The 26,267-nt window shown below is 67.6% G+C and carries 25 protein-coding genes; 19 read left to right on the top strand and 6 right to left on the bottom strand.

Annotation, left to right across the window (positions count from 1 at the left end; genetic code table 11):
* Positions 1 to 342: 342 nt before the first annotated feature.
* The 17 genes from LCHO_RS23615 to LCHO_RS04300 all read left to right on the top strand — a co-directional run bounded on the left by LCHO_RS23615 (position 343) and on the right by LCHO_RS04300 (position 16,467).
* Complete coding sequence (locus tag LCHO_RS23615) at positions 343 to 693, top strand: hypothetical protein (protein ID WP_012345910.1); 351 nt, start codon at positions 343 to 345, stop codon at positions 691 to 693.
* Between the two features lie 73 nt (positions 694 to 766).
* Positions 767 to 1,531: a helix-turn-helix transcriptional regulator gene (locus LCHO_RS21935; protein WP_012345909.1), complete on the top strand. Its 765-nt coding sequence runs from the start codon at positions 767 to 769 to the stop codon at positions 1,529 to 1,531.
* Positions 1,532 to 1,647: 116 nt separating this feature from the next.
* On the top strand, positions 1,648 to 2,208 hold the full coding sequence (locus tag LCHO_RS04370; RefSeq protein ID WP_012345908.1) for a hypothetical protein: 561 nt from the start codon (positions 1,648 to 1,650) through the stop codon (positions 2,206 to 2,208).
* 14 nt (positions 2,209 to 2,222) lie between these two features.
* Complete coding sequence (locus LCHO_RS04365; protein WP_012345907.1) at positions 2,223 to 2,732, top strand: lytic transglycosylase domain-containing protein; 510 nt, start codon at positions 2,223 to 2,225, stop codon at positions 2,730 to 2,732.
* 21 nt (positions 2,733 to 2,753) lie between these two features.
* Positions 2,754 to 3,044, top strand: a complete 291-nt coding sequence (locus LCHO_RS04360; protein ID WP_012345906.1) for a TrbC/VirB2 family protein — start codon at positions 2,754 to 2,756, stop codon at positions 3,042 to 3,044.
* Positions 3,045 to 3,062: 18 nt separating this feature from the next.
* Positions 3,063 to 3,395, top strand: coding sequence for a VirB3 family type IV secretion system protein (locus LCHO_RS04355; protein ID WP_012345905.1), 333 nt, complete (start codon positions 3,063 to 3,065; stop codon positions 3,393 to 3,395).
* Positions 3,379 to 5,871 (top strand): VirB4 family type IV secretion/conjugal transfer ATPase, encoded by a 2,493-nt coding sequence (locus LCHO_RS04350; RefSeq protein WP_012345904.1) that lies wholly within the window; start codon positions 3,379 to 3,381, stop codon positions 5,869 to 5,871. The genes LCHO_RS04355 and LCHO_RS04350 overlap by 17 nt, the downstream gene beginning before the upstream one ends.
* Entirely contained in the window at positions 5,868 to 6,287 is a 420-nt protein-coding gene (locus LCHO_RS04345; RefSeq protein ID WP_012345903.1) for a hypothetical protein, read from the top strand. The genes LCHO_RS04350 and LCHO_RS04345 overlap by 4 nt, the downstream gene beginning before the upstream one ends.
* Positions 6,288 to 6,297: 10 nt before the next feature.
* A complete protein-coding gene (locus LCHO_RS04340) occupies positions 6,298 to 7,335 on the top strand; it encodes a TrbL/VirB6 family protein (protein WP_012345902.1) in 1,038 nt (345 codons plus the stop codon).
* Positions 7,336 to 7,424: 89 nt separating this feature from the next.
* Positions 7,425 to 8,141 carry a TrbJ/VirB5 family protein gene (locus tag LCHO_RS04335; RefSeq protein ID WP_012345901.1) on the top strand — a complete coding sequence of 239 codons (717 nt, stop codon included), beginning with the start codon at positions 7,425 to 7,427 and terminating at the stop codon, positions 8,139 to 8,141.
* 15 nt (positions 8,142 to 8,156) lie between these two features.
* The gene (locus tag LCHO_RS04330; protein ID WP_012345900.1) at positions 8,157 to 9,029 is read left to right on the top strand and encodes a VirB8 family type IV secretion system protein; all 873 of its coding nucleotides are present in this window, start codon (positions 8,157 to 8,159) and stop codon (positions 9,027 to 9,029) included.
* Positions 9,026 to 9,973, top strand: a complete 948-nt coding sequence (locus LCHO_RS04325; RefSeq protein ID WP_012345899.1) for a TrbG/VirB9 family P-type conjugative transfer protein — start codon at positions 9,026 to 9,028, stop codon at positions 9,971 to 9,973. Before LCHO_RS04330 ends, LCHO_RS04325 begins: the two co-directional genes overlap by 4 nt.
* Positions 9,966 to 11,444 carry a type IV secretion system protein VirB10 gene (virB10, locus tag LCHO_RS04320; RefSeq protein WP_012345898.1) on the top strand — a complete coding sequence of 493 codons (1,479 nt, stop codon included), beginning with the start codon at positions 9,966 to 9,968 and terminating at the stop codon, positions 11,442 to 11,444. Before LCHO_RS04325 ends, virB10 begins: the two co-directional genes overlap by 8 nt.
* A gap of 32 nt (positions 11,445 to 11,476) precedes the next feature.
* On the top strand, positions 11,477 to 12,571 hold the full coding sequence (gene virB11, locus LCHO_RS04315; RefSeq protein WP_050757286.1) for a P-type DNA transfer ATPase VirB11: 1,095 nt from the start codon (positions 11,477 to 11,479) through the stop codon (positions 12,569 to 12,571).
* Complete coding sequence (locus tag LCHO_RS04310) at positions 12,568 to 14,601, top strand: type IV secretory system conjugative DNA transfer family protein (RefSeq protein ID WP_012345896.1); 2,034 nt, start codon at positions 12,568 to 12,570, stop codon at positions 14,599 to 14,601. Before virB11 ends, LCHO_RS04310 begins: the two co-directional genes overlap by 4 nt.
* An 18-nt stretch (positions 14,602 to 14,619) precedes the next feature.
* Entirely contained in the window at positions 14,620 to 15,312 is a 693-nt protein-coding gene (locus tag LCHO_RS04305) for an OmpA family protein (RefSeq protein WP_012345895.1), read from the top strand.
* Positions 15,313 to 15,351: 39 nt separating this feature from the next.
* Positions 15,352 to 16,467 carry an LPD7 domain-containing protein gene (locus LCHO_RS04300; RefSeq protein ID WP_012345894.1) on the top strand — a complete coding sequence of 372 codons (1,116 nt, stop codon included), beginning with the start codon at positions 15,352 to 15,354 and terminating at the stop codon, positions 16,465 to 16,467.
* Between the two features lie 91 nt (positions 16,468 to 16,558).
* On the opposite strand, the gene LCHO_RS04295 is transcribed toward LCHO_RS04300, so the two are convergent.
* The 6 genes from LCHO_RS04295 to LCHO_RS04270 form a co-directional block, all read right to left on the bottom strand.
* The gene (locus tag LCHO_RS04295) at positions 16,559 to 17,449 is read right to left on the bottom strand and encodes a TolB family protein (protein ID WP_012345893.1); all 891 of its coding nucleotides are present in this window, start codon (positions 17,447 to 17,449) and stop codon (positions 16,559 to 16,561) included.
* A gap of 71 nt (positions 17,450 to 17,520) precedes the next feature.
* Positions 17,521 to 18,450: an electron transfer flavoprotein subunit alpha/FixB family protein gene (locus LCHO_RS04290; protein WP_012345892.1), complete on the bottom strand. Its 930-nt coding sequence runs from the start codon at positions 18,448 to 18,450 to the stop codon at positions 17,521 to 17,523.
* 2 nt (positions 18,451 to 18,452) lie between these two features.
* Positions 18,453 to 19,202 (bottom strand): electron transfer flavoprotein subunit beta/FixA family protein, encoded by a 750-nt coding sequence (locus LCHO_RS04285; RefSeq protein ID WP_012345891.1) that lies wholly within the window; start codon positions 19,200 to 19,202, stop codon positions 18,453 to 18,455.
* A gap of 51 nt (positions 19,203 to 19,253) precedes the next feature.
* Positions 19,254 to 20,693, bottom strand: coding sequence for an NAD-dependent succinate-semialdehyde dehydrogenase (locus LCHO_RS04280; protein ID WP_012345890.1), 1,440 nt, complete (start codon positions 20,691 to 20,693; stop codon positions 19,254 to 19,256).
* Positions 20,694 to 20,736: 43 nt separating this feature from the next.
* Entirely contained in the window at positions 20,737 to 21,954 is a 1,218-nt protein-coding gene (locus LCHO_RS04275) for a bifunctional 3,4-dihydroxy-2-butanone-4-phosphate synthase/GTP cyclohydrolase II (protein ID WP_012345889.1), read from the bottom strand.
* Positions 21,955 to 22,134: 180 nt separating this feature from the next.
* Positions 22,135 to 24,084, bottom strand: a complete 1,950-nt coding sequence (locus tag LCHO_RS04270; protein WP_050757285.1) for a sigma-54-dependent Fis family transcriptional regulator — start codon at positions 24,082 to 24,084, stop codon at positions 22,135 to 22,137.
* Between the two features lie 369 nt (positions 24,085 to 24,453).
* On the opposite strand from LCHO_RS04270, the gene LCHO_RS04265 reads away from it, so the two are divergent.
* Both LCHO_RS04265 and LCHO_RS04260 read left to right on the top strand, forming a co-directional pair.
* On the top strand, positions 24,454 to 25,011 hold the full coding sequence (locus LCHO_RS04265; RefSeq protein ID WP_012345887.1) for a flavin reductase family protein: 558 nt from the start codon (positions 24,454 to 24,456) through the stop codon (positions 25,009 to 25,011).
* 76 nt (positions 25,012 to 25,087) lie between these two features.
* A complete protein-coding gene (locus tag LCHO_RS04260) occupies positions 25,088 to 26,185 on the top strand; it encodes an LLM class flavin-dependent oxidoreductase (protein WP_012345886.1) in 1,098 nt (365 codons plus the stop codon).
* The last annotated feature ends 82 nt before the right edge of the window (positions 26,186 to 26,267 follow it).

The raw sequence follows: 26,267 nt of genomic DNA, 5'->3' as shown, positions 1-26,267 counted from the left end.
ACTGACCCTCCTGCAGAAATGAGCCTCACCTCGCCCGTCACGTTGACGACGGGATGCGAGCCTGTCTACGCTCACCCCAAGCCGATCGAGAAATCCTCGCCTTGATGCACAAGGCCTGTTGACCAGAGCCGCATGAGCACACCTGACGTCATGCTGGTTCTCGCGTTCGGCATGTACTGACCCTTCGATGCCATTGCGCGTCGAGCCACGGCTCGACACCGACCCGGGAGTTGCCATGCACCGTGTCGACGAAGCCCTGCCTTGCGAGCGAACACCGATGCCATCGGGCATCCTGTCGAGAGCGGGTTCGCAGCGGCCCAGACTCTTCCCGGAGGCTCAGCCATGAGCCGCACCGTGCGCAAGGCTGCAGACCGGTTGGCAGTGGCCAGCCTGGGGTGCAGCCGGGATCCGTTGTCGGGCCCGGTGCTGCAAGCCCACGGCCACAAGGGCACGATCCAGTTCCTCCTCCAAGGCACACCCGGAGGCCTGTATGTCGAACGAGACGAGTGCCCGACCCACGGCGTGCGAACCATCCAGTCCCTGTTGTTTGCCGAACGGGACGAGTTCCTGCGATGGTGCGACGAGGACCCCGTCCTGTTCGAGCACCCCCTGCTGCACGAGCGGCTCCAGCGCACCGGCCTGGAACGCTGGGACCCCGAGCCAGGGCCTTGCGAGCGAACTGCCTTGCGTTGATTCGATCGGTCGCGCCACCGAGCTCATCGAGCGGATCCGCAACGCCGAGTCACCGGCGCGCATCCAGGCGCTGATGCAGGCCTGCATCGGCCTACTCGACGCGGACCAGGCCTACTTCGTCACCTTCGTGCGCGATGACCATGACCTCGTGATCTGCCGATTCATGCTGGCCTGCGATGCCCGCTGGTGCCGGCGCTACCTCGCGGCGGGATGCCAGAACCACGACCCCTGGCTGGTCTACGCCACCCACCACTCCGAGCCGACGGCCGCCAGTGCCCTCGACGTGGTCGCGACCGAGCACCGCCAGGTTGTTGCATTGATCCACGAAGGGGGCTTTGTCTCGACCCTGCTGGTCCCGGCGCATTCAGGCCTGAGCCAGGCACGCACCAGCCTGCTGTGCCTGGGCTCGGAGACGGTGGACCACTTCGAGCGACGTGATTCGGCGGGTCACCGGATCCTTGCCCGCGCGCTGGCGGCGGAACTGCACGAGTGGTGGAGCGCCCGTATCCGCCGCGAATTGGTCGAGGCGGCCCAGCTGACGCCAACCGAGCTGTCGCTGGTGCGGCACCAATGCGCCGGCCACAGCAGCAAACGCATCGCATCTGAACTGCACGTGAGCCCCGCGTCAATCGACTCCCGCTTCCAACGCCTGCACGCCAAGTTGGGGGTGCTCAACCGGCGCCAAGCTGCCCGCCTGCTGGTGGACTGCGGTCTGATCCTGCCGTCATTCAACAGCCGCCGGGCCCTGGGCCCGATGCAGATAGAGCCGATCAACACGGGCGTCTCGACCGGGTCGTCTTCGGGCGCATCAAGGGCCCCGCCTCCCGTCGAGCGATGAATCTGTACCCAAAGTCATCGCGCACAAGCGAGCCTTGCGTGCCTAGAGTGAATCCACGGGCGCCGACCACCAGTCCCGACGTCCGATGGCCCGGATCAACCTTGGAGAGGATCACCATGACGACCCATCGTTCTGCATCCATCGCCCGCCGCATGCCGGCACACGCACTGTGGCGTGCCTTCGCCCTGCCGTGTCTCGCCGTCGCCGCGATGGCCGGCGCACCCGCACCGGCGCATGCCGTCGATGGCTGCCAGGTGCTGCTGTGCTTCGCTGCCCCCAACTGGCGCAAGGTGCCGCAGTGCGTGCCACCGATCCGGCAGGTGCTGCGCGACCTCGCGCGCGGCCGCGCCTTCCCGACCTGCGCGATGAGCGGTGCAGGCAACTCGGCCCAGCACAACTGGGCTGCGGCGCCGACCAACTGCCCGCCGCAGTACACCCGCCTGGTCGAGACCGACACCGGCTCGTCCTACACCTGCGACTACACAGGTGCGATCTCGGTCGTGGTCGAAGGCGCCGCGTTTGCCAGGACCTGGTGGAACATGGCCGGTGACACAGTCACCGAGTTCAGCCCGGCGGCCAAGGCACAAATGGGCAGCTGGGACACGCGCTACGACGACGAGTACCAGGCCTGGACCGGTGCGCAGGCTTCCGTGCCGGTCGCGCCCTCGATACCTTGAACGAGGACATCAAGATGGACGCCAGCCCCTTCCTGGCCCTCGCAATGGCTTGTGCGCCCCAGGTAGACAGCCGCACCACCCATGCACTGGCCACGGTCGAGAGCAGCCTCAATCCGCATGCGATCGGCGTGGTCGGCGGGGTGCTGGTGCGCCAGCCTCGCTACCGCCAGGAGGCACTGGTCACGGCCCGCTCGCTGCAGGCCCAGGGCTGGAACTTCAGTGTCGGGCTGGCCCAGATCAACGTGCGCAACGTGCGCCGCATGGGCCTGCGCCTGGAAGATGCCTTCGAACCTTGCACCAACCTGCGGGCTATGCAGACGATCCTGGGCGACTGCTACGCGCGATCGACGGTGCTTGGCAGCACCGGCCCGGCACGCGACCAGCACCGGCTGCGGCAGGCCCTGTCCTGCTACTACAGCGGCAATTTCGAGACTGGCTTCCGGCACGGCTATGTGCAGCGGGTGCTCGACGCCGCACGCCGCATGCCATCGGCCATTCCCCTCCCTGTTCGCCACCGCCCCTGAGTCACCGAAAGGAGATCCACCATGCTCTCGCACCTCGATGTCCGCCGTCCTGCCCTGCCACTCTTCGCGCTCGCCCTGGCCCTCGGCCCGGTGCTTGCGCAGGCCCAGGGCTTCGACAAGATCAACACCACGGTCACCAACGTCAACGCCATCCTGGTCACGGTCTCGGTGGCGGTCGTGACAATCGCGATCATCTGGGCCGGCTTCAAGATGATCTTCCAGGGCGCGCGCCTGACCGATGTCGCCAACGTGCTGATCGGCGGCACGCTGATCGGTGGCGCGGCGGCCTTCGCCAGCTTCATCGTGGCCTGACCACCCTCGGTGACCGCCATGCTGGCCGAGGCGATCTACAAGGGCGCGACCCGCCCGGCGATGAAGCTGGGCATCCCGCTGGTGCCGCTGGTCGTGCTGTTCGGTGGCGGGATGCTGCTGATCGTCTGGGGCGGCACGCTGCTGAGCTGGTGGTTGTCGCTGGCCGTCCTGCTGGCCCTCGTGCCGGCCTTGCTGTGGATGAGCTGGGTCACCGCCCGGGATGAGCAGCGTTTCCGCCAGATGGCGATCGCCACCAAGCTCAAGCTGCACGACCGCAACCACGCGTTCTGGTGCGCGCGCAGCTACTCACCCACCCTTTACGCAGGAGCACGCGATGCTTGGCATGTCTAGGAAGGTCGGGAAGGTCGGCACAGCCGACCTGTCAGGCCAGATGGCGCTGCAGCCCCACTACTGGGCCCAGGCTCATCGCGAGAACCCGCTCGCGCGCTTCGTGCCCTTCTCTTCGCTGGTCAGCCCGCACGACGTCATCTCGCGCGGCGGCGATTACCTGCGGGTCTGGCGCCTGGACGGCGTGCCCTTCGAGTGCGCCGACGAGCACCTGATCGCCGAACGCCATGAGGCCCTGTGCAGCCTGCTGCGCAGCCTGGCCGGCGGCCAGTGGGCGGTCTGGACGCACCGGCTGCATCGGCGCACCCACGATGCGCTCACAGATCCGCGCGAGCCGGGTTTTGCGCGCGAGCTGTCGCAGGCTTACCAACGCCGGCTGGCCAGCCAGCCGATGATGAGCAACGAGCTCTACCTGACGCTGGTCTATCGGCCGAACGTGTCGCGCATCAGCCGGGCGCTGCAGTCGAAGCACCGTTCCCGCCAGGCGATTGCCGAGGCTCAGGCCGAGGCCCTGCGGGTGATGGAAGAACGCAGCGCGCTGGTCGACCGCGTGCTGCGCGGCTTCGGACCGCAGCTGCTGGGTGTGCGCGAAGACCGCGACCAGCGCTGGTCCGAGGTGGCCGAGTTCCTGTCCTACCTGGTCAACGGCCGCTCGCGCCCGATCCCGGCCAGGACAGGGCCGCTGTACCGCGTGCTGCCCACCACCCGCCTGAGCTTCGGTGGCGACAAGCTGGAGCTGCGCCACGGCGATCAGCGTCGGTATGCCGCGCTGGTCGACATCAAGGAATACGCCGACGCGGTCGAGCCCGGCATCCTCGACACCCTGCTCTACGAGGCCAGCGAGTTCATCGAGACGCAGAGCTTCTCGATCCTGCCGCGCAGGGACGCGATGCGGGCCTTGGAGCTGCAGCGCGACCAGCTGATCGCCAGCGACGACGTGGTCAGCAGCCAGGTCGCCGAGATGGACGTGGCGCTCAACGAACTCGGCGACGGCCAGTTCTGCATGGGTGAGTACCACTACAGCCTGGTGGTGTTCGGCGACGACGTGGCCGACGCCGGCCGGCGCGCGTCACAGGCCATCGGCGCGGTCGGCGAGGCGTCGAGCCTGCAGATGGCCCCGGTCGACCTGGTCGCCGACGCGGCCTGGTTCGCGCAGATGCCGGGCAACTGGTCGTGGCGTCCACGCGATGCCAAGCTGTCCTCGCGCGCCTTCGCGGCGCTGGCCTGTGGCCACAACTTCCCGCGTGGCAAGCGCGACGGCAACCCCTGGGGCGAGGCCCTGGCCCTGCTGCGAACGCCGTCTGGCCAGCCCTTCTACCTGAACCTGCACAGCAGCCCGGAGGGCGAGGATTCGGCCGACAAGAAGCTGCCGGGCAACACCCTCATCATCGGCTCGACCGGCGTCGGCAAGACCACGCTGGAGATGTTCCTGCTGGTGCTGACGCGCAAGTGGCAGCCCGCGCCCCGGCTGGTGCTGTTCGACCTGGACCGTGGCTGCGAGATCGCGGTGCGCGCGCTCGGCGGCGAGTACCTGGCCTTCGAGGCCGGCCGGCCCACCGGCTGCAACCCGCTGCAGCGCGAGCCGACGCCCGAGCGGCTGCAGTTCTGGGAGCAGCTGATCCGCACCTGCGTGGCCACCACGGCCCTGCCGCTGCTGCCGTCCGACGAGCGTGCCATCGCCGATGCGGTGCGGGCGGTGGCGATGATGCCGGCCCACCTGCGGCGCTTCTCGACCGTGCGCCAGAACCTGCCCAAGACCGGCGAGAACAGCTTGTACGAGCGCCTGGGGCGCTGGTGCGATGGCGGCGCGCTGGGCTGGGTGTTCGATCAGGCGCCGGATCAGCTCGGACTGCTGTCGGCCACCCGCGTGGTGGGCTTCGACACCACCGAGTTCCTGGACCTGCCCGAGGTGCGCACGCCGGTGATGATGGTGCTGCTGCAGATGATGGACGAGTGGGTGAACGGCGAGCGCCTGATCTACGTGATCTCGGAGTTCTGGAAGGCGCTGGACCACGCGGTCTTCAGCGACTTCGCCAAGCAGAAGCAGAAGACCATCCGCAAGCAGAACGGGCTGGGCATCTTCGACACCCAGAGCCCGTCGGACGTGCTGCGCCACCCGATCGGTCGGACCATGATCGAGCAGAGCGTCACCAAGATCTTCCTGGCCAACCCGGAGGCGGTGCACGACGAGTACGTCGACGGCTTCGGGCTCAGCGAGGCAGAGTACGAGACGGTGCGCAGCCTGAGTGCCCAGGGTGGCCGGCGCTTCCTGGTCAAGCAGGGAGCCACCAGCGCGATCTGCGAGCTGGACCTGTCGGGGCTGGAAGACTTCATCACCGTGCTGTCGGCCACCACCGACAACGTCGCGCTGCTCGACGAGCTGCGCAGCCAGGTCAGCCACGATCCGAAGGCCTGGATTCCGCTGCTGCAGCGCGCCGTGCGGGCGCGCAAGGCGCGTGCGGCCGGGAGTCAGTCATGAAGCCGAAGTCATCGATGGCGGTCGGCCTTGCGCTCGTGATCGCCTCGGCGGTGTCCGCCCAGGCCGTGCCCGGCAACGAGGCCGTGCTTGTCCTTGCCAATGGCACACGCCAGGTCGACACCCCACCGATGCCCTCGACCGGCCCGGCTCGACCGCTCTGCCGCGCGGACGTCGGCTGCCACCCGGGGCCGTGGCACATGGTCGAGACCGCCCCGGGCCTGATGGAGTGCACCGAGGTACAGGCCCGTCCCGGCACCTGCCGGGCATCGACCTACGGCGTCACAAAGCGGTCGCGCCTGTGGGTCGTCAAGGCACGTGGCGTCTGGCTGCAGTGCCAGTACCCGGACCTTGCCAGCCGCTGCGTGCCGGTGTTCGCCAGGCCACCGGCCAACCTGCCGTTCGACGCCGTCCAGTAGGAGGCTTGCCATGTACAGCTGGGTCGGTTCCCGTTTCGACGCCATCCTCAACAGCTACGTGATCGACGTGATCACCGCGCTGATGGCCGCACTCACGCCGGTCGCGCTGTCGGCGATGACGCTGTGGGTCATGCTCTACGGCTGGGCGGTGCTGCGCCACGAGGTGTCGGAGTCGATCACGACCTTCCTGTGGAAGGTCTTCAAGATCGGCCTGGTGCTGGCCTTCGCGCTGCAGTCGGGCGTCTACATCACCCATGTGGCCGACAGCGCCAATGCGCTGGCGATGGGGGTGGCATCGACCTTCCTGCCCGCTGGCGTCGACCCGGCGACGCTGACCACGCCGTACACGCTGCTGGACCACTTCAACGACGCCGCCAGCGACCAGGCCGGCGACCTGATGAAGGAGGCCAGCCCGTTCCGGCTCGACCTGCTGGTGGCCGCCGGGGTCTTCTCGACCGGCTCGGTCATCTTCCTGGTCATCGGCTTGTTCGTCGTCACGCTGGCCAAGGTCCTCCTGACCTTCGTGATCGCGGTGGGCCCGCTGTTCATCCTCTGCTTGGCCTGGCGACCCACCGCGCGCTTCTTCGACAGCTGGCTGTCGATGCTGCTCAACGCGGTCGTGCTGACCTGGTTCGCCTTCTTCGCGCTGGGCCTGAGCATCGCCATCGGCACCGCGATCTTCAAGGCCATCCAGGATGGCGGCGGCTTCCTCGGCGGCACCTTCAACGTGCTGGGCGAGGCCATGCGCTACTGCGTGCTGATGATCCTGATGGCCATCCTGTGCTTCCAGGCCCCCAGCCTGGCCTCGGCCCTGACCGGTGGCGCCGCCGTCCAGCAGGGCATCCAGATGATCCAGAACACCCTGATGGTCGCGGGCCTGCGTGCTGGATCGTCCCGGGGGGCCGGCGGGACCGTCGCTGGCGGTGTCGTGCGCGCTGGCACGGGCATTCCCTTCGCCCTGGGCCGCGCCGTGGGATCGGCCATGACCCAGGCAGCGACCACCAGCCGTCCCGCCTACCGCCTCGCCGCGCTGCGCGGACGCACCTGAATTCCTCGACGTGCGGGCGGCAGGACGGGCTGCCGCCGGACCTGTCACGCCTGTTCATCGCCTCCCGTCGGCCAGACCAGGAGATCGTCATGCGCTTTCATTGCCAGATCCGTCGCCAGATCGTTGCCGCCGCACTGGGTGCCCTCGGCGCCTTCGGGGTCACCCCCAGCCAGGCCCAGGGCATCCCGGTGATCGACGTCGCCAACCTGGTCCAGACCGTCCAGCAGGTGGTCAACGACATCACCGCGATCGGCAACCAGGTCCAGCAGATCATGCAGCTGCAGAGCCAGCTCAACAGCATCAACGGGATTCGCAGCCTCGGTGCCATCTTCGACAACCCGCTGCTGGGCAACTACGTGCCGGCCGAGGTCTACACCCAGCTCAACGCGATCGACCTGTCGGGCTATGCCGCGCTCAGCCGCACCGCCAAGTCGCTGCGCGACGCCGGCATGGTCTACAACTGCCTGGACCTGGGCGGCGACGCCAAGGCGCGCTGCCAGACCACCTTGTCACAGCCCTATCAGCACAAGGGCCTGCTGCAGGACGCGATGCAGTCGGCCGCCGGCCGACTCTCGCAGATCCAGGCCCTGATGGGCCAGGTCAACGCGACCACCGACCAGAAGTCGGTGCAGGAGGTCCAGGCTCGCATCGGCGCCGAGAACGCGCTGCTGTCTCACGAGATGTCGCAGCTGCAGATGCTGCAGGGCATGGCCGACAGCGAGGAGCGCATCGCCCGGGCCCGCGACCGGGAACATCAGTACGAGATGCTGGGACGCACGGGCAAGGTCTCGGACTTCCTGCCCTGATGCCGGTAGGACGCCATGACTCGGACCACGAATGACGTCAGGGACGACTTCTTCGACAGCGACTGGCAGGCCCTGCGTCAGTCGGATCTGGCGCGCGATCCGGTCGACGCGGTCGAATCGGAACCGGCGCACTCGGCGCCATCGGCCCCATCCTCACTGCCAGCACAGCCACCACCACCGCCGCCCATCGAAGACCTCGCTTACCAAGGCAATCAGACCTGGGAGATCGACCGCGCCCAGCTGCTCGAACGCTCCGAACGCCGCGCCTGGCAGGTGGCCGTCGCGGCCGGCCTGCTCGCGCTGACCGGCATCACAGCGGTGTTCGTGCAGGGGCCGCTGCGCCGCATCGTCGAGATCCCCATCGTGGTCGACCGCGTCACCGGCGAGACTACGATCCAGCAGCGCCTGGACGTCGAGACCATTCCGACGATGGAGGCGCTGGACAAGCACAACCTCGCCGCCTTCGTGCGGGCCCGCGAGGGCTACAGCTGGATGTTCCTGCAGCGCGACTTCGACCAGGTTGCGCGCATGGCGGCGCAGCCGGTGTTCGGGGACTACGCGCGGCTGTTCGAAGGCGACGCGGCACTGCAGAAGAAGCTCGGCGCCAGCGAGGACTGGCGCATCCGCATCGTCGGCGTGCGGCTCTCGCCGACCGGCCGCAAGGGCAACCGCGGTGACGCCACCGTCACCTACGACAAGGCCGTGCGGCAGACCGACCGCAACCTGGCCGAGGTCGTGACCCGCCACGTCGCCAGCGTCGTCTTCCAGTACCAGCCCCAGGCGCTGAGCAAGGAAGCCGACCGCCTGGAGAACCCCTTCGGTTTCGTCGTGACCGCCTACCGGTCCGACCCCGAGATCAACACCGCCGCATCGGGAGCCAAGCCATGAGACAGCGACTTCATCCCGGGTCATGGTGGGTCGGTGTGGCGTGGGCCTTCGCCCTGCTGGCGGCCCTGTCCGCGTCGGCATCGGATGCGCAGGCCACCGAACCCGCACCCAGTGATCCGCGCCTGCGCGAGGTTATCTACGACCCGCAGGCCGTCGTCACCGTGCCGGTGCGGCGCGGGGTCGTGACCCATGTGCAGCTCGATGCCGACGAGGCCATCACCGAGGTCGCTGCCGGCCTGGGCGGTGACTGCACCCGGCCGGAATCGGCCTGGTGCGTGGTCGCCCAAGCCGGCGGGCGCAGCTTCTTCGTGAAGGCCCGCAGCAGCGCCTCGGCGCCCAACAACCTGGCCGTGCTGACGACCCGGCGCACGCATGCATTCGAGTTCGTCGTGCTGGGGCCGGGTGATGCGAGAGCGCCGGTCTACCGGTTGTCGGTGAAGGCGGCACCGCCGCCCAGGCCCTCGGTGGCGGAGATCCCCGCGCTGCCGGCCTTGCCGGACCTGCCACCGCTGCCGGCGCCCGAGGAGCTCGTGCTCGCCCGCCTGCAGGCCCAGCCGCAGGTGCGCAACACCGACTACACGCTGGCCGAGGGCGAGCACGCGCAGGACATCGTGCCGACGCTGGTGTTCGACGACGGGCGCTTCACCTACCTGAAGTTCCCCGGTCAGCGCGAGGTGCCGGCCGCCTTCCAGGTGCTGGGCGATGGCAGCGAAGCGCTGGTCAACACCCGCATGGAAGGCGACCTGATGGTCATCGACCGGGTCGCTCGGCGCTTCGTGCTGCGCGCGGGCTCGGCCGTGGTCGGGCTCTGGAACGAGGGCTTCGACCTCGACAGCCCGTCATCCGGCAGCGGCACCACGGTGCCCGGCGTGTCTCGTGCGTTGAAGGCTGAAGGCACCCCGAACCGCTCGAACCGCAAACGTGGAGGAACTGGACATGACTGAGCCCACGAAGACATCGGACGACGAAGCCCCTGCAGAACGCACCCGCGTCGAAGCAAGCATGGCACCGGCTCCAGGCCCAGGACATCCGAACCAGATCGAACCCCTGCCCGGCGAAGCCGGCATCCCCGACGTCGCCGCGCAGGCGCGGGCCCAGCGTTCACGCAAGGGCCAGATCGCGCTCGCGATGCTGGTGCTATCGATCGCGGTGGTGTCGGCGATGGCGTTGCAACGCTCGTTCTCGACCGGCAAGCTGGAGGAGCGCAAAGAGGCCAAGCCCAATCGCGACCGCCCCGCTGCGACGGTGAGCGCGCCACGCCAGCTCGACCTGACCGGTCTGCCACCAGGGCCCGGCGCGGCGAGTGCCACGAGTTCAGCCGCCCCATTGGCCTCCGGTCCGCGCATCCCCGCCATCACGACCACCGCTGACGATCGAGCCGAGCCCATCGGCGTGCGGCGCACGACTCCGGCATCCGGCAGCTCGCCCGCCACGAAACTGCCGCCGCCGGAAGACGCGCCTGTGCTGCTGGCCTCCAGTCGTCCCGGCGCCGTGGCGACCGCAGCGCCGGCGACGACAACTCCCTCAGAACCCGACGGCAAGGCCGACCCGCTCGCGGCCACACAGCGCAACCTGCAGGCCTACCAGTCGCAGCTTCAGGGCCTGATGGACACGCTGAGCCGGACAGCCATCGCGGCCACGTCGCGCAACGAGGAGCCCGCCGCCACGATGCCGCCGAACCGACCGGCCCCGATCAACGCGCCGGGATCGACCAGCAGCAGCCCGGCGTCCGGTGGCTTGTTCGGCGGCCAGTTACAGGGCTCGGCCACACCCCGCGTCAGCGCCACGATGCTGGGCGACCGCAGCCTAACGCTGCCCAAGGGCACGGCCTTCACCTGTGCCCTCAAGACCCGGGTCATCAGCGCGAACTCGGGTCTGGTCGGTTGCCAGGTCCAGCGCAACGTCTACAGCGACAACGGCCGGGTGCTGCTGATCGAACGCGGCTCGCACCTGGACGGCGAGTACCGCATCGCGTCGGTCAAGCCGGGCACGGTGCGCATCCCCGTGCTGTGGACCCGCATCCGCACGCCGCTGGGCGTGACGGTGGACATCGAGTCGCCCGGCACCGGCCCGCTGGGCGAGTCCGGCATCGACGGCCACGTCGACAACCGCTGGAGCGAACGCCTCGGTGCGGCGATGCTGCTGTCGCTGATCGACGACTCGGTCAAGCTGGTGATCCAGCAGCAGTCCGGCGACGGTGCGGGCAACGGCGGCAATGGCGGCAATACCGTCGTACTGCCCTCGACCACCGCGCAGACCAGCAAGCTGGCCGAGAAGGTGCTGGAGAGCACGATCAACATCCCACCGCTGATCTACCAGAACCAGGGCGGCGTAGTCGGCATCTACGTCGGGCGCGACGTCGACTTCTCGTCGGTCTACGAGCTGCGACCGGTCTCGGGCGACGCCGCGCGCTGATGCATCAGGAGCACCTGGTCATGAGAACCCCGATGAACACGGACCTCTTGGTCGATGGGTCGGACGCGCAGGCCTGGTCCGGCGACGCCACCTCGGTGGTGGAGTTCCTGCGGCCGCTGCGCGAGCACCTCGACCGACCCGGCGTGCTGGAGGTCTGCCTGAACCAGCCCGGCGAACTGCAGATCGAGTCGGTGAGCGGCTGGCAGGCGGTCGCCGCACCCGAGATGACCCAGGAGCGCTGCCTGTCGCTGGCCACCGCGGTGGCCACCTTCTGCGACCAGCAGATCAACCAGGAACGCCCGCTGCTGTCGGCCACGCTGCCCAGCGGCGAGCGCATCCAGTTCGTGATCCCGCCGGCCGTGCCCCGCGGCACCGTGTCGATCACGGTGCGCAAACCCTCGCAGTTGGTCAAGCGGCTGGACGACTTCGAGCACGAGGGCCTGTTCGAGCGCACCGCCGATGCGACGCGGCTGCAAGACCGCGATGGGCCGGCGTTCGAGCCCTTCGAACGCAATCTGGTGGCCCTGAAGGACGCCGGCCGCTACGCCGACTTCCTGCGCCTGGCGGTGCGCCAGCACCAGACCATCGTCGTCAGCGGTCGGACCGGCTCGGGCAAGACCACCTTCATGAAAGGCCTGGTCGAGGAGGTGCCCCGGCACGAGCGCCTGATCACGATCCAGGACACCGCCGAGCTGACGCTGCCGCACCACCCCAACGTCGTGCACCTGTTCTACAGCAAGGACGCGCAGGGCACGGCACGCGTGACGGCCAAGTCGCTGCTCGAAGCCTGCCTGCGCATGAAGCCGGATCGGATCTTCCTGGCCGAGGTGCGCGGCGACGAGTGTTTCCATTTCGTGCGGCTGGCCGCCTCGGGCCACCCGGGCAGCATCACCAGCCTGCACGCGGGCAGCTGCGCCCTGGCGCTGGAGCAGATGTCGCTGATGATCCGCGAGTGCGGCGCCGGCGGCGGGCTGCGCATGGACGAGATCAAGTCGCTGCTGGCGATGGTGGTCGACGTGATCGTGCAGTTCGATCGCGACGAGCACGGGCGCTTCATCTCGGAGATCGCGTACACGCCACGCGCACAGCGGTCGGCACAGGCGCACCGTGCAGGCAGCCCGTCATGAGCAACGTCCACGCCTGGATTCCTGCTGGTCATTGGCCTGCCTGGCTGACCCCGCGCCGAGCGGCAGGGATCGGGTTCGGACTGGCCGCATTCGTGGTGCTGTCGGTCGCGGCGATCTACCTCTCGGCCGCCCTGTTCCTGCTGCTGAACAAGGTCGATCCACGCCGGGTCGAGTTGACCAGCCTGTGGACCTACTGGGCGGTCTACAGCCCGGACCCGGCGCAGCGCAAGCGCTTGTTGGCCTCGATGACGGCCTCGGGCATCGGCCTGCTGTTGGTGCTGCCCGGTGCGCTGCTGGTGGCGGCGCAACCACGCCGTCGGCTGCACGGCGATGCCCGCTTCGCGACCACGGCCGAGATCACGCGTGCCGGCCTGCTGGGGGGTTCGACCGATGGCCGGCCCGGCATCCTGATCGGCCGGCACCGGGGGCAGTTCATCAGCCTGAGCGGCCAGCTCTCGGTGATGCTGTCGGCCCCGACCCGCAGCGGCAAGGGCGTCGGGGTGGTGATCCCCAACCTGCTGAACTGGCCCGACTCGGTGGTGGTGCTGGACATCAAGGGCGAGAACCACGCGGTCACGGCGGGCTTCCGGGCGAAGAGCGGCCAGCGGGTCTATGCCTTCGCGCCCTTCGACGACCAGGCCCGCAGCCACCGCTGGAATCCGCTGACGGCGGTGCGCACGAGCCCGATGCACCGGGTCGGCGACCTGCTCGCGATCGGCCAGGTGTTCTATCCCAACGACGGCAGCGGCACCTCGTCGGAAGCCTTCTTCAACGACCAGGCGCGCAACCTCTTCCTCGGGCTGGGCCTGCTGTTGCTGGAGACCCCTGCCTTGCCTCGCACGATCGGAGAGCTGCTGCGGCAGTCCTCGGGCAAGGGCCGTGCACTACGCGACCACCTGGCCGACCAGATCCGGGGCCGGCGGATCGACAGCAAGGAACTGGGCCCCGCCCTGTCCGACGAGTGCATCGACGCGCTGCAGCGCCTGCTGTCGAACTCGGAGAACACGCTGTCCAGCATCGTCGCGACCTTCAACGCACCGCTGACGATCTTCGCGGACGCGGTGGTCGATGCGACGACCAGCGCCGACGACTTCCGGTTCGAGGACGTGCGGCGCCAGCGCCTGTCGATCTACGTGCACATCCCGCCGAACCGGCTGACGAGCGCGCGCCCGCTGCTCAACCTGTTCTTCTCGCAGCTGGTCAGCCTCAACACCCAGCAGCTACCCGAGCACGACCCCAGCCTGACGGTGCAGTGCCTGCTGGTCAACGACGAGTTCACGACCATGGGCCGGGTCGGAGTGATCACGATGTCGGCGGCCTTCCTCGCGGGCTACAACCTGAGGCTGCTGACGGTGGTGCAGGCGATGTCGCAGCTGGACGCGGTCTACGGCGACAAGGAGGCCCGCACCTTCGCGACCAATCACGGGCTGCAGATCCTGTTCGCGCCACGCGAGCAGCGTGACGCCGACGAGTACAGCGCGATGCTGGGGCACTTCACCGAGCGGGGCACCTCGCGTGGGCACAGCCGGTCGTTGGGGCCGAATGGCAGTCGATCGGTCAGCGTCAACGAGAGCGAGCAGCGCCGTGCGCTGTTGCTGCCTCAGGAGTTCAAGGAACTCGGCAGCGAGCGCCTGGTAGTGATCGCCGAGAACTGCAAGCCCGTCCTGGGCGAGAAGATCCGCTACCACCGCGACCCGGCGTTCACCAGCCGGCTGCTGCCGCCGCCCGAGGTGCCGGCGCTGGACATGGACCTGCACCTGGCGCGTGTGCAGCAACGCTGGCGCTTGGTCGAGGGGGACCTGGCGCCGGACGAGACGGTGTCCATCGAGCGGTTGGCCCACGACATCAACCAGTTGCCGGACCACTTCACGGAGCTGTCGGCACAGCAGATGGCCGACGCCTGCCTGGACTTCTTCTCGGAAAAAGAAGCTCAGCCCAGCGGCGGCACCGTCGAAGCCGCGGCCGACGAGGAAGGCGTCCTGATCTCGAACGACGTCGCCCGAGAAGCGGCCCCTACACCCGATGCCTGAACCACCCAGGAGGTGACCATGCGTGTCCCGACCCTCGCCCTGTCCCTGGCCGCAGCGCTGCTGCTCGGCGCGTGCGATGCGCCGCCCAAGCCGCCGGCCGTCAATGAAACGACCCGGCGCCCGGCCAACTCGGCCTGGGTGGTCGACCTGCAGAGCTGCCGATCCGAGCTGGCCAACACCCGCATCGATGCCGCCGAATCCGCGCGCCGCGCGGACTTCGCGATGGCCACCGCCGACCGGATGGTGGCGTTGCAGCAGGCCATCGAGCTGATCAAGCCGTCCAGTCCCGCATCTGTCGCGATCGCGTCTCCAACCTCCATCCGCGAGGTCATGCAGCCTTTGGCGAACAGCATTTACACGGTGCAGTTCGACTACGGCAGCAGCCGCGTGAATCTGGCGCCGACGTTCTTGCGCGCGGTGCTGGACCAGGCCCGCACCGCGCCGCTGGTGGTGCTGCGCGGTCGCACCGACGGCACCCAGGACGTGGCCGCCGAGGGGCGCATCGCGCGCGAACGGGCGCAAGCCGTGAAGTCCCATCTGGTGGCCGCCGGGCTGGACCCGAACCGGATCCGCACCACCTGGCAGCCCACCGGGGACCATGCGGCTGACAACGGCACGCCCGACGGGCAGGCACGCAACCGGCGGGTCGAGATCGAGGTGTATGCGGCACTGCCGACTGTGGCTCCTGCATTGACCACCGGTCAGCCTTGACCCTGTCTCGGCATCTTCCTGACTCTCACGGAGACCTGCATGGACGACACATCTGTGCCCCTTGATCGAAGCACACCCGTCTCTGGCGGCACCGTGGAGCCGACCCAGCGAGCGGCGGCGGACAAGGTCAAGACCCCATCGCCAAGGATCGAAACAAGCGAGCGCTTCGAGCTGAGGGATCCCTTCGCGGAAGTGACCTACAACGCCCGCACGCTGGACGAGATGGTCAGCAAGGCCGAGCAGCTGGGCGCTCAACGATTCGTTGCCATCGATGCGAACGGGCAGCGGTCGTTCGTGGAGCAGAACGGCGGCGAGTGGCAACGTCGACCCGTCATGTCGCAGACCAAGGCGTCCGAGCAAGACGGTGCAGCAGCTCGCGAAACAGCCACGGTGTCCGAGCCATCTCGCACAGAGCAGGCGACAACGGTGAAACCAAGTCGGGACGATACCAAGGTCAACGCCCGGTCAATCGCCGAAGCCGAGCGCGCAACAAGACTCGCGCAGCTGGAAACCGCCCTGCAGGAGCGCTACATCATCAAGCGGGCACCCGTGAACCTCGGCGATGTCTCGATCGGCCGGACCGAGTACCGGTTCCGCGGCGACTCGTCACGGGTGGCCTTCACCGAATCGACCTTCCGCCTGGCCACGGAGACCAACAGCCCGTCGGTGGCGCGGTCGATGGTGGACGTCGCCCAGACTCGCAAATGGTCTGCCTTGCGAGTCTCGGGTCATGAGGACTTCAAGCGCATGGTGTGGCTCGAAGCGTCAGTGCGGGGTATCAAGGCCATGGGCTATGAGCCGAATCCGGCCGACCTCGAGGTGCTGCGCCGGGAGCGGGAAGCTCGACAGGTGAATCGCATCGAAGCGGCGCCAGGGGTCGACTCAGCCGTGAACGAAAAACCTTCGGGTCGCGGCGGTGGAGGACGGAAGGCTGTGCTGGCGGCCATTGACGCGATGCTGATCGCGAAGGGAGTCCCGGACAAGAAGCGTGAGGCCGTCATGACGGCAGTGTCAGAGAATCTGGCACAACGCCTGCGAAGCGGCAAAGCACCGGTCGTCAAGATCTACGACCGCTCAGCATCCGTGCAGAGGCCCGTGTCGGTGGCGACGCCAGAGGCACAACGGCCCCGAGAACGCGCGCACCCCGTTCGATAGGTTCCGATCTGCCACGAGGTCGTCTCGGAATGCAAATCGAAGGGCGCAGGCGTCGAATAGTCAGATTTCTTCCATAGGCCGAGCACATCCTTCACGCCGGTCGATACGACACGAACGCGATATGGCGATTGTCAGGCGCCCATGAATTGACGTTCAGGGTGCCCTGTCCGCCGAACAGCTGCGCGATCGTCCGGGGCTTGCCGCCTTCGGCCGACACGAGGCGGATCTCCACCGGCTTATCGGGCGGATGGTCACCGGGCGCCACGTTGTCCTTGTCGTAGGCCACGTAGACGACCCGCTGGCCGTCGGGCGAGACATGCGGGAACCAGCAGTTGGCGTCGTCCTTGATGACATGCGTCTGGTTCCGGCCATGGATGTCCATGCGCCAGACCTGCATCAGACCGCTGCGGGTGGAGTTGAACCAGATGTGCCGGCCGTCGGGCGAATATTCCGGACCGTCGTCCAGGCCCGGGGTATCCGTGAGCCGCGTCTCGGGTCCACCGTGGACCGGGATGGTGTAGACGTCGTACTGGCCGTCACGCTCGGCGCAATAAGCCAGGCGCTGACCATCGGGTGACCAGCCGTGCAGGTAGTTGGGGCCCAGGTCGGTCACACGCACCGGGACGCCGCCGCCCAAGGGCACGATGTAGATGCGCGACGAGACGTCCTCGTGGGCGAAGTGGCTGATGGCCAGTCGGGCGCCATCGGGCGACAGCACGTGGTCGTTGTTGCAGTCCACGGCAAAGCCGGTGTCGATGCGCGTCACCTCGCCGCTCGACAACTCGTAGGCAAACATGCCGCCCAGGCTGTTGAAGATCAGGCGGCGGCCGTCACGGGTCCAGTTCGGTGCCTCGATCACCACGTCGAATTCTTTCAGGACGGTCCGTGCGCCGGTCTCGACATCCAGCGTCTCGAGCACGCTGACGGACGCACGTTGCGCCAGCTCCTGGCGCAGTTCCTCGATCGTCAGAATGCCTGGCATGGTCCACCTCGACTCGTCGAACGGCAGCGCCGATCCGTTCAGTTCACAGACTGCACATCACGCAAGCGCGATCAGATCGCCCCCGTCAGCTCGGGCACGGCCGCGAACAGATCCGCCTCCAGCCCATAGTCGGCCACGCTGAAGATCGGTGCCTCCGGATCCTTGTTGATCGCGACGATCACCTTGGCGTCCTTCATGCCGGCCAGGTGCTGGATCGCGCCGCTGATGCCGGCTGCGATGTAGAGTTGCGGCGCGACGATCTTGCCGGTCTGGCCGACCTGCCAGTCGTTGGGGGCATAGCCCGCATCGACGGCGGCGCGGCTCGCCCCCAGCGCGGCACCGAGCTTGTCGGCCAGCGGCGTCAGCACTTCATTGAACTTGTCGCTGCTGCCCAGCGCCCGGCCACCCGAGACGATGACCTTGGCCGCAGTCAGCTCGGGCCGGTCGCTCCTGGCGATCTCACTGCCTTGATAGCGACTGCCACCGGCGTCGACAACCGGCGCGACCGACTCGATCGCGGCGCTGCCTCCGGTCGCGGCGGCGGCATCGAAGGCCGTACCACGCACCGTGATCACCTTGACTGCGTCGGTACTTTGCACCGTCGCGATCGCATTGCCGGCGTAGATCGGGCGCTCGAAGGTGTCGGCGTTCACGACGGCCGTGATGTCGCTGATCTGCGCAACATCGAGCAGCCCAGCCACGCGCGGCGCGGTGTTCTTGCCGCCTGCGGTCGAGGGGAACAGCAGGTGGCTGTAGCCACCGGCCAGGCCCACGACCTGCGGCGCCAACGTCTCCGCCAGGCCCTGCGCGAGGCTCGCGCCGTCGGCGTGGATCACCTTCGTGACGCCAGCCACCTGGCTCGCCTGCCGAGCCACGGCAGCCGCATCGTGGCCGGCGACGAGGATGTGCACATCGCCCAGCTTCGTGCCCGCACTGACGACGTTGAGAGTCGCGGGTTTCAAGGTCGTGTTGTCGTGTTCGGCAATGACGAGGACGGTCATGTTCAGATCACCTTGGCTTCGTTCTTCAGCTTGTCGACCAGCGCGGCCACGTCGGCCACCTTGATGCCGGCCTTGCGACCGGCTGGTTCGGCCACACTCAGAGTCCTCAGGCGCGGCGTCACGTCCACGCCCAGGTCGGCCGGCGTGACCTTGTCCAGCGGCTTCTTCTTGGCCTTCATGATGTTGGGCAACGTGACATAACGCGGCTCGTTCAACCGCAGGTCGGTCGTGATGACCGCCGGCAGCGTCAGGCTCAACGTCTCCAGGCCACCGTCGATCTCGCGCGTGACCGTGGCCTTGCCGTCGGCGACCTCGACCTTCGAGGCGAAGGTGGCTTGCGGCAGCTTGGCCAGCGCCGCCAGCATCTGGCCGGTCTGGTTGCAATCGTCGTCGATCGCCTGTTTGCCGAGGATGATCAGGCCCGGCTGCTCGCGCTCGACCAACGCCTTGAGCAGCTTGGCCACGGCCAGTGGCTGCAACTCTGCATCGGTCTCGACCAGGATGGCGCGATCGGCGCCGATGGCCAGCGCGGTACGCAGAGTCTCCTGGCACTGCGTGAGCCCGCAGGAGACGGCGATCACTTCGGTGAGCACGCCCTTCTCCTTCAAGCGCACCGCCTCTTCGATGGCGATCTCGTCGAACGGGTTCATGCTCATCTTGACGTTGGCGAGGTCCACGCCGGTGCCGTCGCTCTTGACGCGCACCTTGACGTTGTAGTCGACCACCCGCTTGACGGGGACAAGTGCTTTCATGCTGATGTCGTGAGTTCGGTTTGAACGATGGGGAGAGCGGAATCGACCGGCTCAGGCATTCATGATCGCCACGGACCGCGTGTTCAGATAGGCCTCGAGTGCCTCGCTGCCACCCTCCGTGCCATGGCCCGATTCCTTGATGCCGCCGAAGGGCATCTCGGCCGATGCCAGTGCGCCCATGTTGACCCACAGCATGCCGACCTCGACGTGTCGCGTCAGCAGGTCGGCGTTCTTCAGGCCGCGCGTGAAGGCATAACCGGCCAGGCCATAGGGCAGCCGATTGGCCTCGGTGATGGCCTCTTCCAGCGTATCGAAGGGGCGCACCAGTGCCATCGGACCGAAGGGTTCCTCGTTCAGTGCGCGGGCATCGAGCGGGACGTCGGCCAGCACGGTCGGACGCCAGAAGTTACCGGCCTGGCCGATGCGCTCGCCACCGGCCAGCAACCGCGCACCCCGTGACACCGCATCGCGGGTCAGGTCGTCCATCGCGGCAACGCGACGGGCGTTGGCCAGCGGGCCCATCTGCGTGCCTTCCGCCAGGCCGTTGCCGACGCGCAGATCATGGGTCCGCCGTGCGAACTCGACCGCGAATTCTTCGGCGATGCGACGGTGGACCAGAAATCGTGTCGGCGAGATGCAGACCTGTCCGGCATTGCGGAACTTGCTCGTCACGGAGGTCTTCACCGCGAGTTCGAGATCGGCGTCGTCACAGACGATCACCGGCGCGTGACCACCCAGTTCCATCGTCGTGCGCTTCATGTGCTGGCCGGCCAGGGCAGCCAACTGCTTACCGATGGCAGTCGAGCCGGTGAAGGTGATCTTGCGGATCACCGGATGCGCGATCAGGTAGCTGGAGATCTCCGCCGGGTCGCCGTAGACGAGGCCCAGCACGCCCGGCGGCAGGCCCGCGTCGGCAAACGCGCGGATTAATGCGGCCGGACTGGCCGGCGTCTCTTCGGGGCCCTTCACGAGCATCGAGCATCCCGCCGCGAGGCCGGCGCTCACCTTGCGCACCACCTGGTTGATCGGGAAGTTCCACGGCGTGAACGCGGCCACCGGTCCGACCGGGTCCTTGACGACCATCTGGCGGATCGCCAGGTTGTGGCGCGACGGAACCAGGCGGCCGTAGACACGCATGCCTTCGTCAGCGAACCAGTCGATGATGTCGGCCGCGGCAGCCGTCTCGGCCCGCGCCTCGGCGAGGGGCTTGCCCTGCTCGCGCGTCATCAGCGAGGCGACATGCTCGGCCCGCTCGCGCAGCAGCGAGGCCGCCTTGCGCATGATCCGGGCTCGTTCGAGCGCGGTCATGTTGCGCCAGGTGTCGAAGCCGGACTGCGCGGCGGCGACCGCGTCGTCGAGGTCGGAGCGTTCGGCGCGGGCGACCCGGCCGATGATCTGCCCATCGGCCGGATCGAGTACCGGCAGCGAGCGCCCGGCGGCGCCGTCACGCCATTGGCCGAGGATGAAGTGCTGGATGTCGTGGTCGCTCACGGGCAGGTCCTGGTCGTCGTTTGCATCGTGTTCATCGAGGTCATCACGATGTGGCCTCGGCCGGCAGTCCGAGCGTGTGGCCCATCCGCCGTTGCTTGGTCCGCAGGTAGGCTTCGTTCTCGGCGGTCGGGGGCGTGTGCAGCGGCACGCGTTCGCTGATCTGCAGACCGAATTCCGCGATGCCTCGGTACTTCGCCGGGTTGTTGCTCAGCAGGCGGATGCTCGTGATCCCGATGTCCTGCAGGATCAGGGCGCCGACGCTGTAGTCGCGCGCATCGACCGACAGGCCCAGTTCGAGGTTGGCCTCGACGGTGTCGAGGCCCTCGTCCTGCAGAGCATAGGCGCGCAGCTTGTGGGTCAGGCCGATACCGCGTCCCTCATGGCCGCGCAGGTAGAGCACGACGCCGCTTCCGGCTCGGCCGACGGCGGCCAGCGAGGCCTCGAGCTGCTGCTGGCAATCGCAGCGCAGCGAGCCGAAGGTGTCGCCCGTGAGGCACTCCGAATGGACACGGACGAGCACGTTCTCGGCGCCCGCGAGGTCGCCCATGACCATGGCCAGGTGTTCGTGCTCGCCGCCTTGCGAGCGGTAGACGCAGGCCTTGAACATGCCATGCCGGGTCGGCAGGCGCGCCTCGGATTCGCAGCGCACCTTGATGCGCTGGCGACGGTAGGCGACCAGGTCGGCGATCGAGACCATCACGAGGTCGTGCTCGCGGGCAAAGGCTTCGAGCTGCGGGCGGCGTGCCATCGTGCCGTCGTCGTTGACCACCTCGGCCAGCACGCCGCCGGGGCGCAGGCCCGCCAGCCGGGTCAGGTCGACCGAAGCTTCGGTGTGACCGGTGCGGTGCAGCACGCCGCCCGGTGCGGCACGCAGCGGGAACACGTGGCCGGGCCGGTTGAAGTCCGACGGCTCGACCGAAGGGTCGACCAGCGCGCGGATGGTGGTGGCACGATCAGCCGCGGAGATGCCCGTCGTGGTGCCGTGCCGGTAGTCGACGGTGACGGTGTAGGCCGTGCGCATCGAGTCGGTGTTGCGCTCCACCATGAGCGGCAGTTCGAGGTGATCCAGGCGCTCACCGGGCAAGCCCACGCAGAGCATGCCGCTGGTGTGGCGAACCATGAAGGCGATGGATGCGGGTGTCGCGTGTTCTGCGGCGAGGATGAGATCGCCTTCGTTCTCGCGGTCTTCGTCATCGACCACCACCACCATCTCGCCACGTGCCAGCGCGGCGAGCGCGTCTTCGATTCGATGCAAGGTCATTGCCTGTCTCCTGGGTTGATCCGGCCTGTCGCGGCCTTCTGACCCAGGAGATAGCCAATGTCGTGCCAATGGCGATGGCGAGAAAAATCAAGCACTTGCAGCCGAGTGGCGGGCTGTGCCGCGGCCATTTGCGACACCGGGGTGTCGCAGCGGACAGCGCCTGCGACAGTCGCCGGCCGCTCAGTGCGGCTTGCGCGGACGGTGCACGTCGAATTCGTTGAGCCGCCGGTGCAGCGTGGCCCGAGAAATGCCCAGCCGTGCCGCAGCGGCCGAGACATTCCAGTGCGACTGCTCCATCAGGTCGAGCAGCGACTCGGCATCTGACACCGTGCGGGTAGCCGCCGGCCGTGTCTGGCCGGCAGGATGGCGCGCATCGGCCTGCTCGATCAGTGAAGCTGGCAGGGCATCGAGGCCGATCACCTCGCTGTCGTTGATGGCCGCCGTGAATTTGGCGACATGCTGCAGTTCCCGGATGTTGCCCGGCCAGCGGTGCCGCAGCAGCACATCGCGCGCGGCCTGCGACAGCCGGCTTTCCTCGATGCCGGCCTCCAGCGCCGCCCGCGCGAAGGCGCGCTCGATCAGCTGCCCCAGGTCGGTCCGCTCGCGCAGCGGCGGCAGGGCCAGCGTGGCCCCGCTCAGGCGGTAATAGAGGTCTTCACGGAAGCGGCCTTCCTGCACCAGCGACTTCAGGTCGCGCAAGGTGGCCGAGATCAGGGCGAACCGGACCTTGACCGGCTGCGTCGCACCGACCGGGACGAATTCGCCCTCCGACAACACCTGCAGCAGCCGCCCCTGCAGGCCCAGCGGCATGTCGCCGATCTCGTCGAGGAACAGCGTGCCATCGTTGGCGCCGAGCAGTCGTCCTGGCGCGCCCTGCTTGGCCGCACCCGTGAAGGCGCCGGACCGGTGTCCGAACAACTCGCTCTCGATCAGTTCCTGCGGGATGGCCGCGCAATTGATGGCGACAAAACCACCGCTGCGATGTGGGCCGTCCTCGTGCAGTGCGCGTGCCAATTGCGTCTTGCCGCAGCCGCTCTCACCTTGCAGCAGCAGCGGCAGACATCGCGCGTGCAAGCGTTGCGCGATGCGCAGGCGGTCCAGCATGGCGGTGTCGCTGCCAACAATCTCTTCGAGGGTAGGAGCCACCGAGGCCCGTGTTCCCGAAGTGCTCAAGGTGCTGGCGGCGAGTCGTGAAGCACGAGAGAGCATGTCGATCTGCGGGGCCCTCGACGCCGCTCGGCGTGGCGGCTCGGTGACGCGGACGTGGATGCAGCCCTGCTTGCCGTTGATCGTCGGCGCAGCTTCCTGCAACAGACGTTCGACGTTGCCGACATCGACGATCGAACTCAGCTTGCGGCCGATCAGGACGTCAGGCCTGTCGTTCAGGGTGCTGCCCGTCAGCAGGCGCAGAGCGGGCGGCGTCGCATCGATGATGCGACCGTTGTCGTCGAGCGCCAGCCGGGCCTCGGCAGCCGCGTCGCAGAAGTCATCGTGACGTGACAGACGCAGGATGCGCGCACGCGCATGACGGCGGTCGAAGAACACGTTCTCGATGCGCCGGGCGGAGTTCGCGACCATCTCGCGCACGACACCTTGCAAGGCGTGGTCGGTGCTGCGCATGGCCGTCACGTTCAGCACGCCGACAAGGCGGCCTTCAGCGCCGAAGATCGGCGCGACGGTGCAACTCAGGCCGGCCAGCTTGGTCGCGAAGTGTTCGGCCATCACGATCGACAGTGGCTTCTGCTCGCGCAGGCACAGCCCGACGCCCGTCGTGCCCTGCTTGTCCTCGCTCCAGATCGAGCCCGGCAGCACCCGCAGAGCCGAACAGGTGTCGACCACCGTCGAGTTGCTGCGGAAGTGGATCACGACACCCTGAGCATCGGACAGCATGACCACCTGGGCGTGGTCGCTCAGGTGCTGATAGAGCCGATCGATCTCGGGCGACGAGAATGCGCTCATCTCCTCGATCGGCGCACGTCGCTCGAGCAGCTCGGCGTGCGTGAGGACATCGGGCTCCTGGATCCGATCCGGTTCCAGTCCATGTTCGGTGACGCTGCGCATCCACGATGCAAGCAGACCCGCATTGACGTTGGGCATCTGGATCGGCCGCTTGCCTTCCAGTGCGGCCATGACGAAATGCGCGTGACTGTCGTTTGCCACTCTCGGCTCTCCCACGATAAGCACCTGAATCTAAGGGCAGATACCTAGGCCTGGCCATGGTGAGAACCCGCGCTGAAGCTTGATGCACGTTCATTTCCGGGAGGCTCGCATCGGGCCGCAACACGTGAACTGCGCGACCTTGGTGGACGGTCAGTGTTGCAGGCTCAGCCCTTGCGACAGTCGAGTGTCGCAACCCATCGGAGATGCGACACCACTGCCTGCGGCAAGTATTTGATTCTGCTTGTTTTCCTCGCATGGCACGGTATTGGCACTGTGTCAGACAGAGATGCCCGATCGTCCATCCGGTCAGAGATCGGGGCATTCAAGGAGACATCAGAGATGAGTGCCATGCCAGCCCTGGAAGAGAGACAGCTCAGCCTGTCCGCCAACCTGAAAGAAGCGATGCGCCGCCTCGCGAGTTCGGTGGCCATCATCACCAGCCGCGATCAGGACGGCCAGCCGCACGGCATGGCGGCGTCGGCCGTGATCCCGGTGTCGATGGATCCGCCGTCGATGCTGGTGGCGGTCAACCGCGACGCTGGTCTGCACCCGGTGCTGCAGCGCTCGGGTCGCTATTGCATCAACCTGCTGGCCGACGACCAGCACCTGCTGCTCAAGCCGTTTTCGCAGACCGCACTGCGCGATCAGCGCTTCCGCTCCGATGACTGGCGCGACGCCTGGTCGCCCGCCGACGGCCCGCTGCCCTGGCTCGATGGCGCACCCGCCGCGATCGAGTGCGAGGTCGACCAGTTCATGGACTACGGCACCCACACGCTGTTCGTCGGTCGCGTCGTGAACGTGCGCTGCGCGTCGGCCGAATCCTCGACCGGCACCACCGCGCCGCAGCCTCTCGTCTGGCTGGCTGGCCAACGCGCCCGACTCGTCTCGCCCATCTGAGCGGCGCCCGTCCTTTCACTCTTCGCTTCCTTCACCCGCGCCAGCAGGCGCATCCACCCCCAAGAGGAGACTGACCATGAAACTTGGCCTGTTCGGCATGCCGCTGCACCCGCCCACCCGTCCTGCGGCGGAGACCTACGAGGAGGACGCCGACAAGGTGATCCACGCAGATGAACTGGGCTTCGACGAGGTCTGGTTCGGCGAACACATGTCGTGCACGACGGAACCGATCGCGGCCCCGCTGATGTTCATGGCGGCGTTGCTCCATCGCACCAAGAACATCCGATTCGGCACCGGCGTCATCGCCCTGCCCAATCACCATCCGGCGGTGGTTGCCGCCGAAGTGGCGCAGTTCGACCACATGAGCCGCGGACGCCTGATGTTCGGCATCGGCCCAGGCGGCCTGGCCAGCGACATGGAACTGTTCAATGTGCTCGACGGCGCCTACCGCACCGACCGCATGATGGAGTCGATCGACACCATTCTGCAGATGTGGCGTCAGGACCCGCCCTACAACATCGAGGGCAAACACTGGAACATCAAGCTGTCGCAGACCGTGATGCCGGAGCTGGGCGTGGGCTTCATCCCCAAGCCGTTCCAGCTGCCGCACCCGCCGATCATGATGACGGCGATGTCGCCGTTCTCCGACAGCGTCAAGACCGCCGGCCAGCGAGGCTGGAGCCCGATGAGTGCGAACTTCTGCCCCGAGTATGTGATCGCCAGCCACTGGAAGAAATATCAGGAAGGCTGTGAACTCGCCGGCCGCAAGGCCAACGGCGACAACTGGCGCGTGGCTCGCAACATCGTGATCGCACGCAGCGACTCGGAAGCGCGTGACCGCGTGATGGATCCGTCGGGTAGCAACTACTACTACTTCGAGTACCTGTGGAAGGTGCTGCTGGCGGTCAACTACACCGCGGTGATGAAGGCCGATCCGAAGCAGCCCGACGCCGAGGTCACGGTCGAGCAGCTGATCGACAGCATGGTGATCTACGGCTCACCCAAGACCGTGACCGAGAAGCTGCTGTCATTCCGCGAGCGCACCGGCCCGTTCGGCGCGCTGCTGATGGCATCGATGGACGGCTCGGGTGCCAACCGCGCTCGCGAATGGGAAAGCATGACGCTGCTGGCGCGCGAAGTGATGCCCAAGGTGCGTGAGGCACTGGGCCGCTGACACGCCCCGAGACAGAAGAAAAGCCGAAGAACAGGGCACGTCGGAATCGACGTGACCCTGACACAACACTAATGGACGCGCG

The sequence above is a fragment of the Leptothrix cholodnii SP-6 genome, from assembly GCF_000019785.1.
GTDB classification, from domain to species: domain Bacteria; phylum Pseudomonadota; class Gammaproteobacteria; order Burkholderiales; family Burkholderiaceae_C; genus Sphaerotilus; species Sphaerotilus cholodnii.
The sequence above is the reverse complement of the archived record's forward strand: the minus strand, read 5'-3'. Positions and strand labels throughout refer to the sequence as shown.

Coding starts and splice junctions, on each gene's coding strand:
- LCHO_RS23615 (WP_012345910.1), top strand. CDS start 343: ATGAGCCGCACCGTGCGCAAGGCTGCAGACCGGTTGGCAGTGGCCAGC.
- LCHO_RS21935 (WP_012345909.1), top strand. CDS start 767: ATGCAGGCCTGCATCGGCCTACTCGACGCGGACCAGGCCTACTTCGTC.
- LCHO_RS04370 (WP_012345908.1), top strand. CDS start 1,648: ATGACGACCCATCGTTCTGCATCCATCGCCCGCCGCATGCCGGCACAC.
- LCHO_RS04365 (WP_012345907.1), top strand. CDS start 2,223: ATGGACGCCAGCCCCTTCCTGGCCCTCGCAATGGCTTGTGCGCCCCAG.
- LCHO_RS04360 (WP_012345906.1), top strand. CDS start 2,754: ATGCTCTCGCACCTCGATGTCCGCCGTCCTGCCCTGCCACTCTTCGCG.
- LCHO_RS04355 (WP_012345905.1), top strand. CDS start 3,063: ATGCTGGCCGAGGCGATCTACAAGGGCGCGACCCGCCCGGCGATGAAG.
- LCHO_RS04350 (WP_012345904.1), top strand. CDS start 3,379: ATGCTTGGCATGTCTAGGAAGGTCGGGAAGGTCGGCACAGCCGACCTG.
- LCHO_RS04345 (WP_012345903.1), top strand. CDS start 5,868: ATGAAGCCGAAGTCATCGATGGCGGTCGGCCTTGCGCTCGTGATCGCC.
- LCHO_RS04340 (WP_012345902.1), top strand. CDS start 6,298: ATGTACAGCTGGGTCGGTTCCCGTTTCGACGCCATCCTCAACAGCTAC.
- LCHO_RS04335 (WP_012345901.1), top strand. CDS start 7,425: ATGCGCTTTCATTGCCAGATCCGTCGCCAGATCGTTGCCGCCGCACTG.
- LCHO_RS04330 (WP_012345900.1), top strand. CDS start 8,157: ATGACTCGGACCACGAATGACGTCAGGGACGACTTCTTCGACAGCGAC.
- LCHO_RS04325 (WP_012345899.1), top strand. CDS start 9,026: ATGAGACAGCGACTTCATCCCGGGTCATGGTGGGTCGGTGTGGCGTGG.
- virB10 (WP_012345898.1), top strand. CDS start 9,966: ATGACTGAGCCCACGAAGACATCGGACGACGAAGCCCCTGCAGAACGC.
- virB11 (WP_050757286.1), top strand. CDS start 11,477: ATGAACACGGACCTCTTGGTCGATGGGTCGGACGCGCAGGCCTGGTCC.
- LCHO_RS04310 (WP_012345896.1), top strand. CDS start 12,568: ATGAGCAACGTCCACGCCTGGATTCCTGCTGGTCATTGGCCTGCCTGG.
- LCHO_RS04305 (WP_012345895.1), top strand. CDS start 14,620: ATGCGTGTCCCGACCCTCGCCCTGTCCCTGGCCGCAGCGCTGCTGCTC.
- LCHO_RS04300 (WP_012345894.1), top strand. CDS start 15,352: ATGGACGACACATCTGTGCCCCTTGATCGAAGCACACCCGTCTCTGGC.
- LCHO_RS04295 (WP_012345893.1), bottom strand. CDS start 17,449: ATGCCAGGCATTCTGACGATCGAGGAACTGCGCCAGGAGCTGGCGCAA.
- LCHO_RS04290 (WP_012345892.1), bottom strand. CDS start 18,450: ATGACCGTCCTCGTCATTGCCGAACACGACAACACGACCTTGAAACCC.
- LCHO_RS04285 (WP_012345891.1), bottom strand. CDS start 19,202: ATGAAAGCACTTGTCCCCGTCAAGCGGGTGGTCGACTACAACGTCAAG.
- LCHO_RS04275 (WP_012345889.1), bottom strand. CDS start 21,954: ATGACCTTGCATCGAATCGAAGACGCGCTCGCCGCGCTGGCACGTGGC.
- LCHO_RS04270 (WP_050757285.1), bottom strand. CDS start 24,084: ATGGCCGCACTGGAAGGCAAGCGGCCGATCCAGATGCCCAACGTCAAT.
- LCHO_RS04265 (WP_012345887.1), top strand. CDS start 24,454: ATGAGTGCCATGCCAGCCCTGGAAGAGAGACAGCTCAGCCTGTCCGCC.
- LCHO_RS04260 (WP_012345886.1), top strand. CDS start 25,088: ATGAAACTTGGCCTGTTCGGCATGCCGCTGCACCCGCCCACCCGTCCT.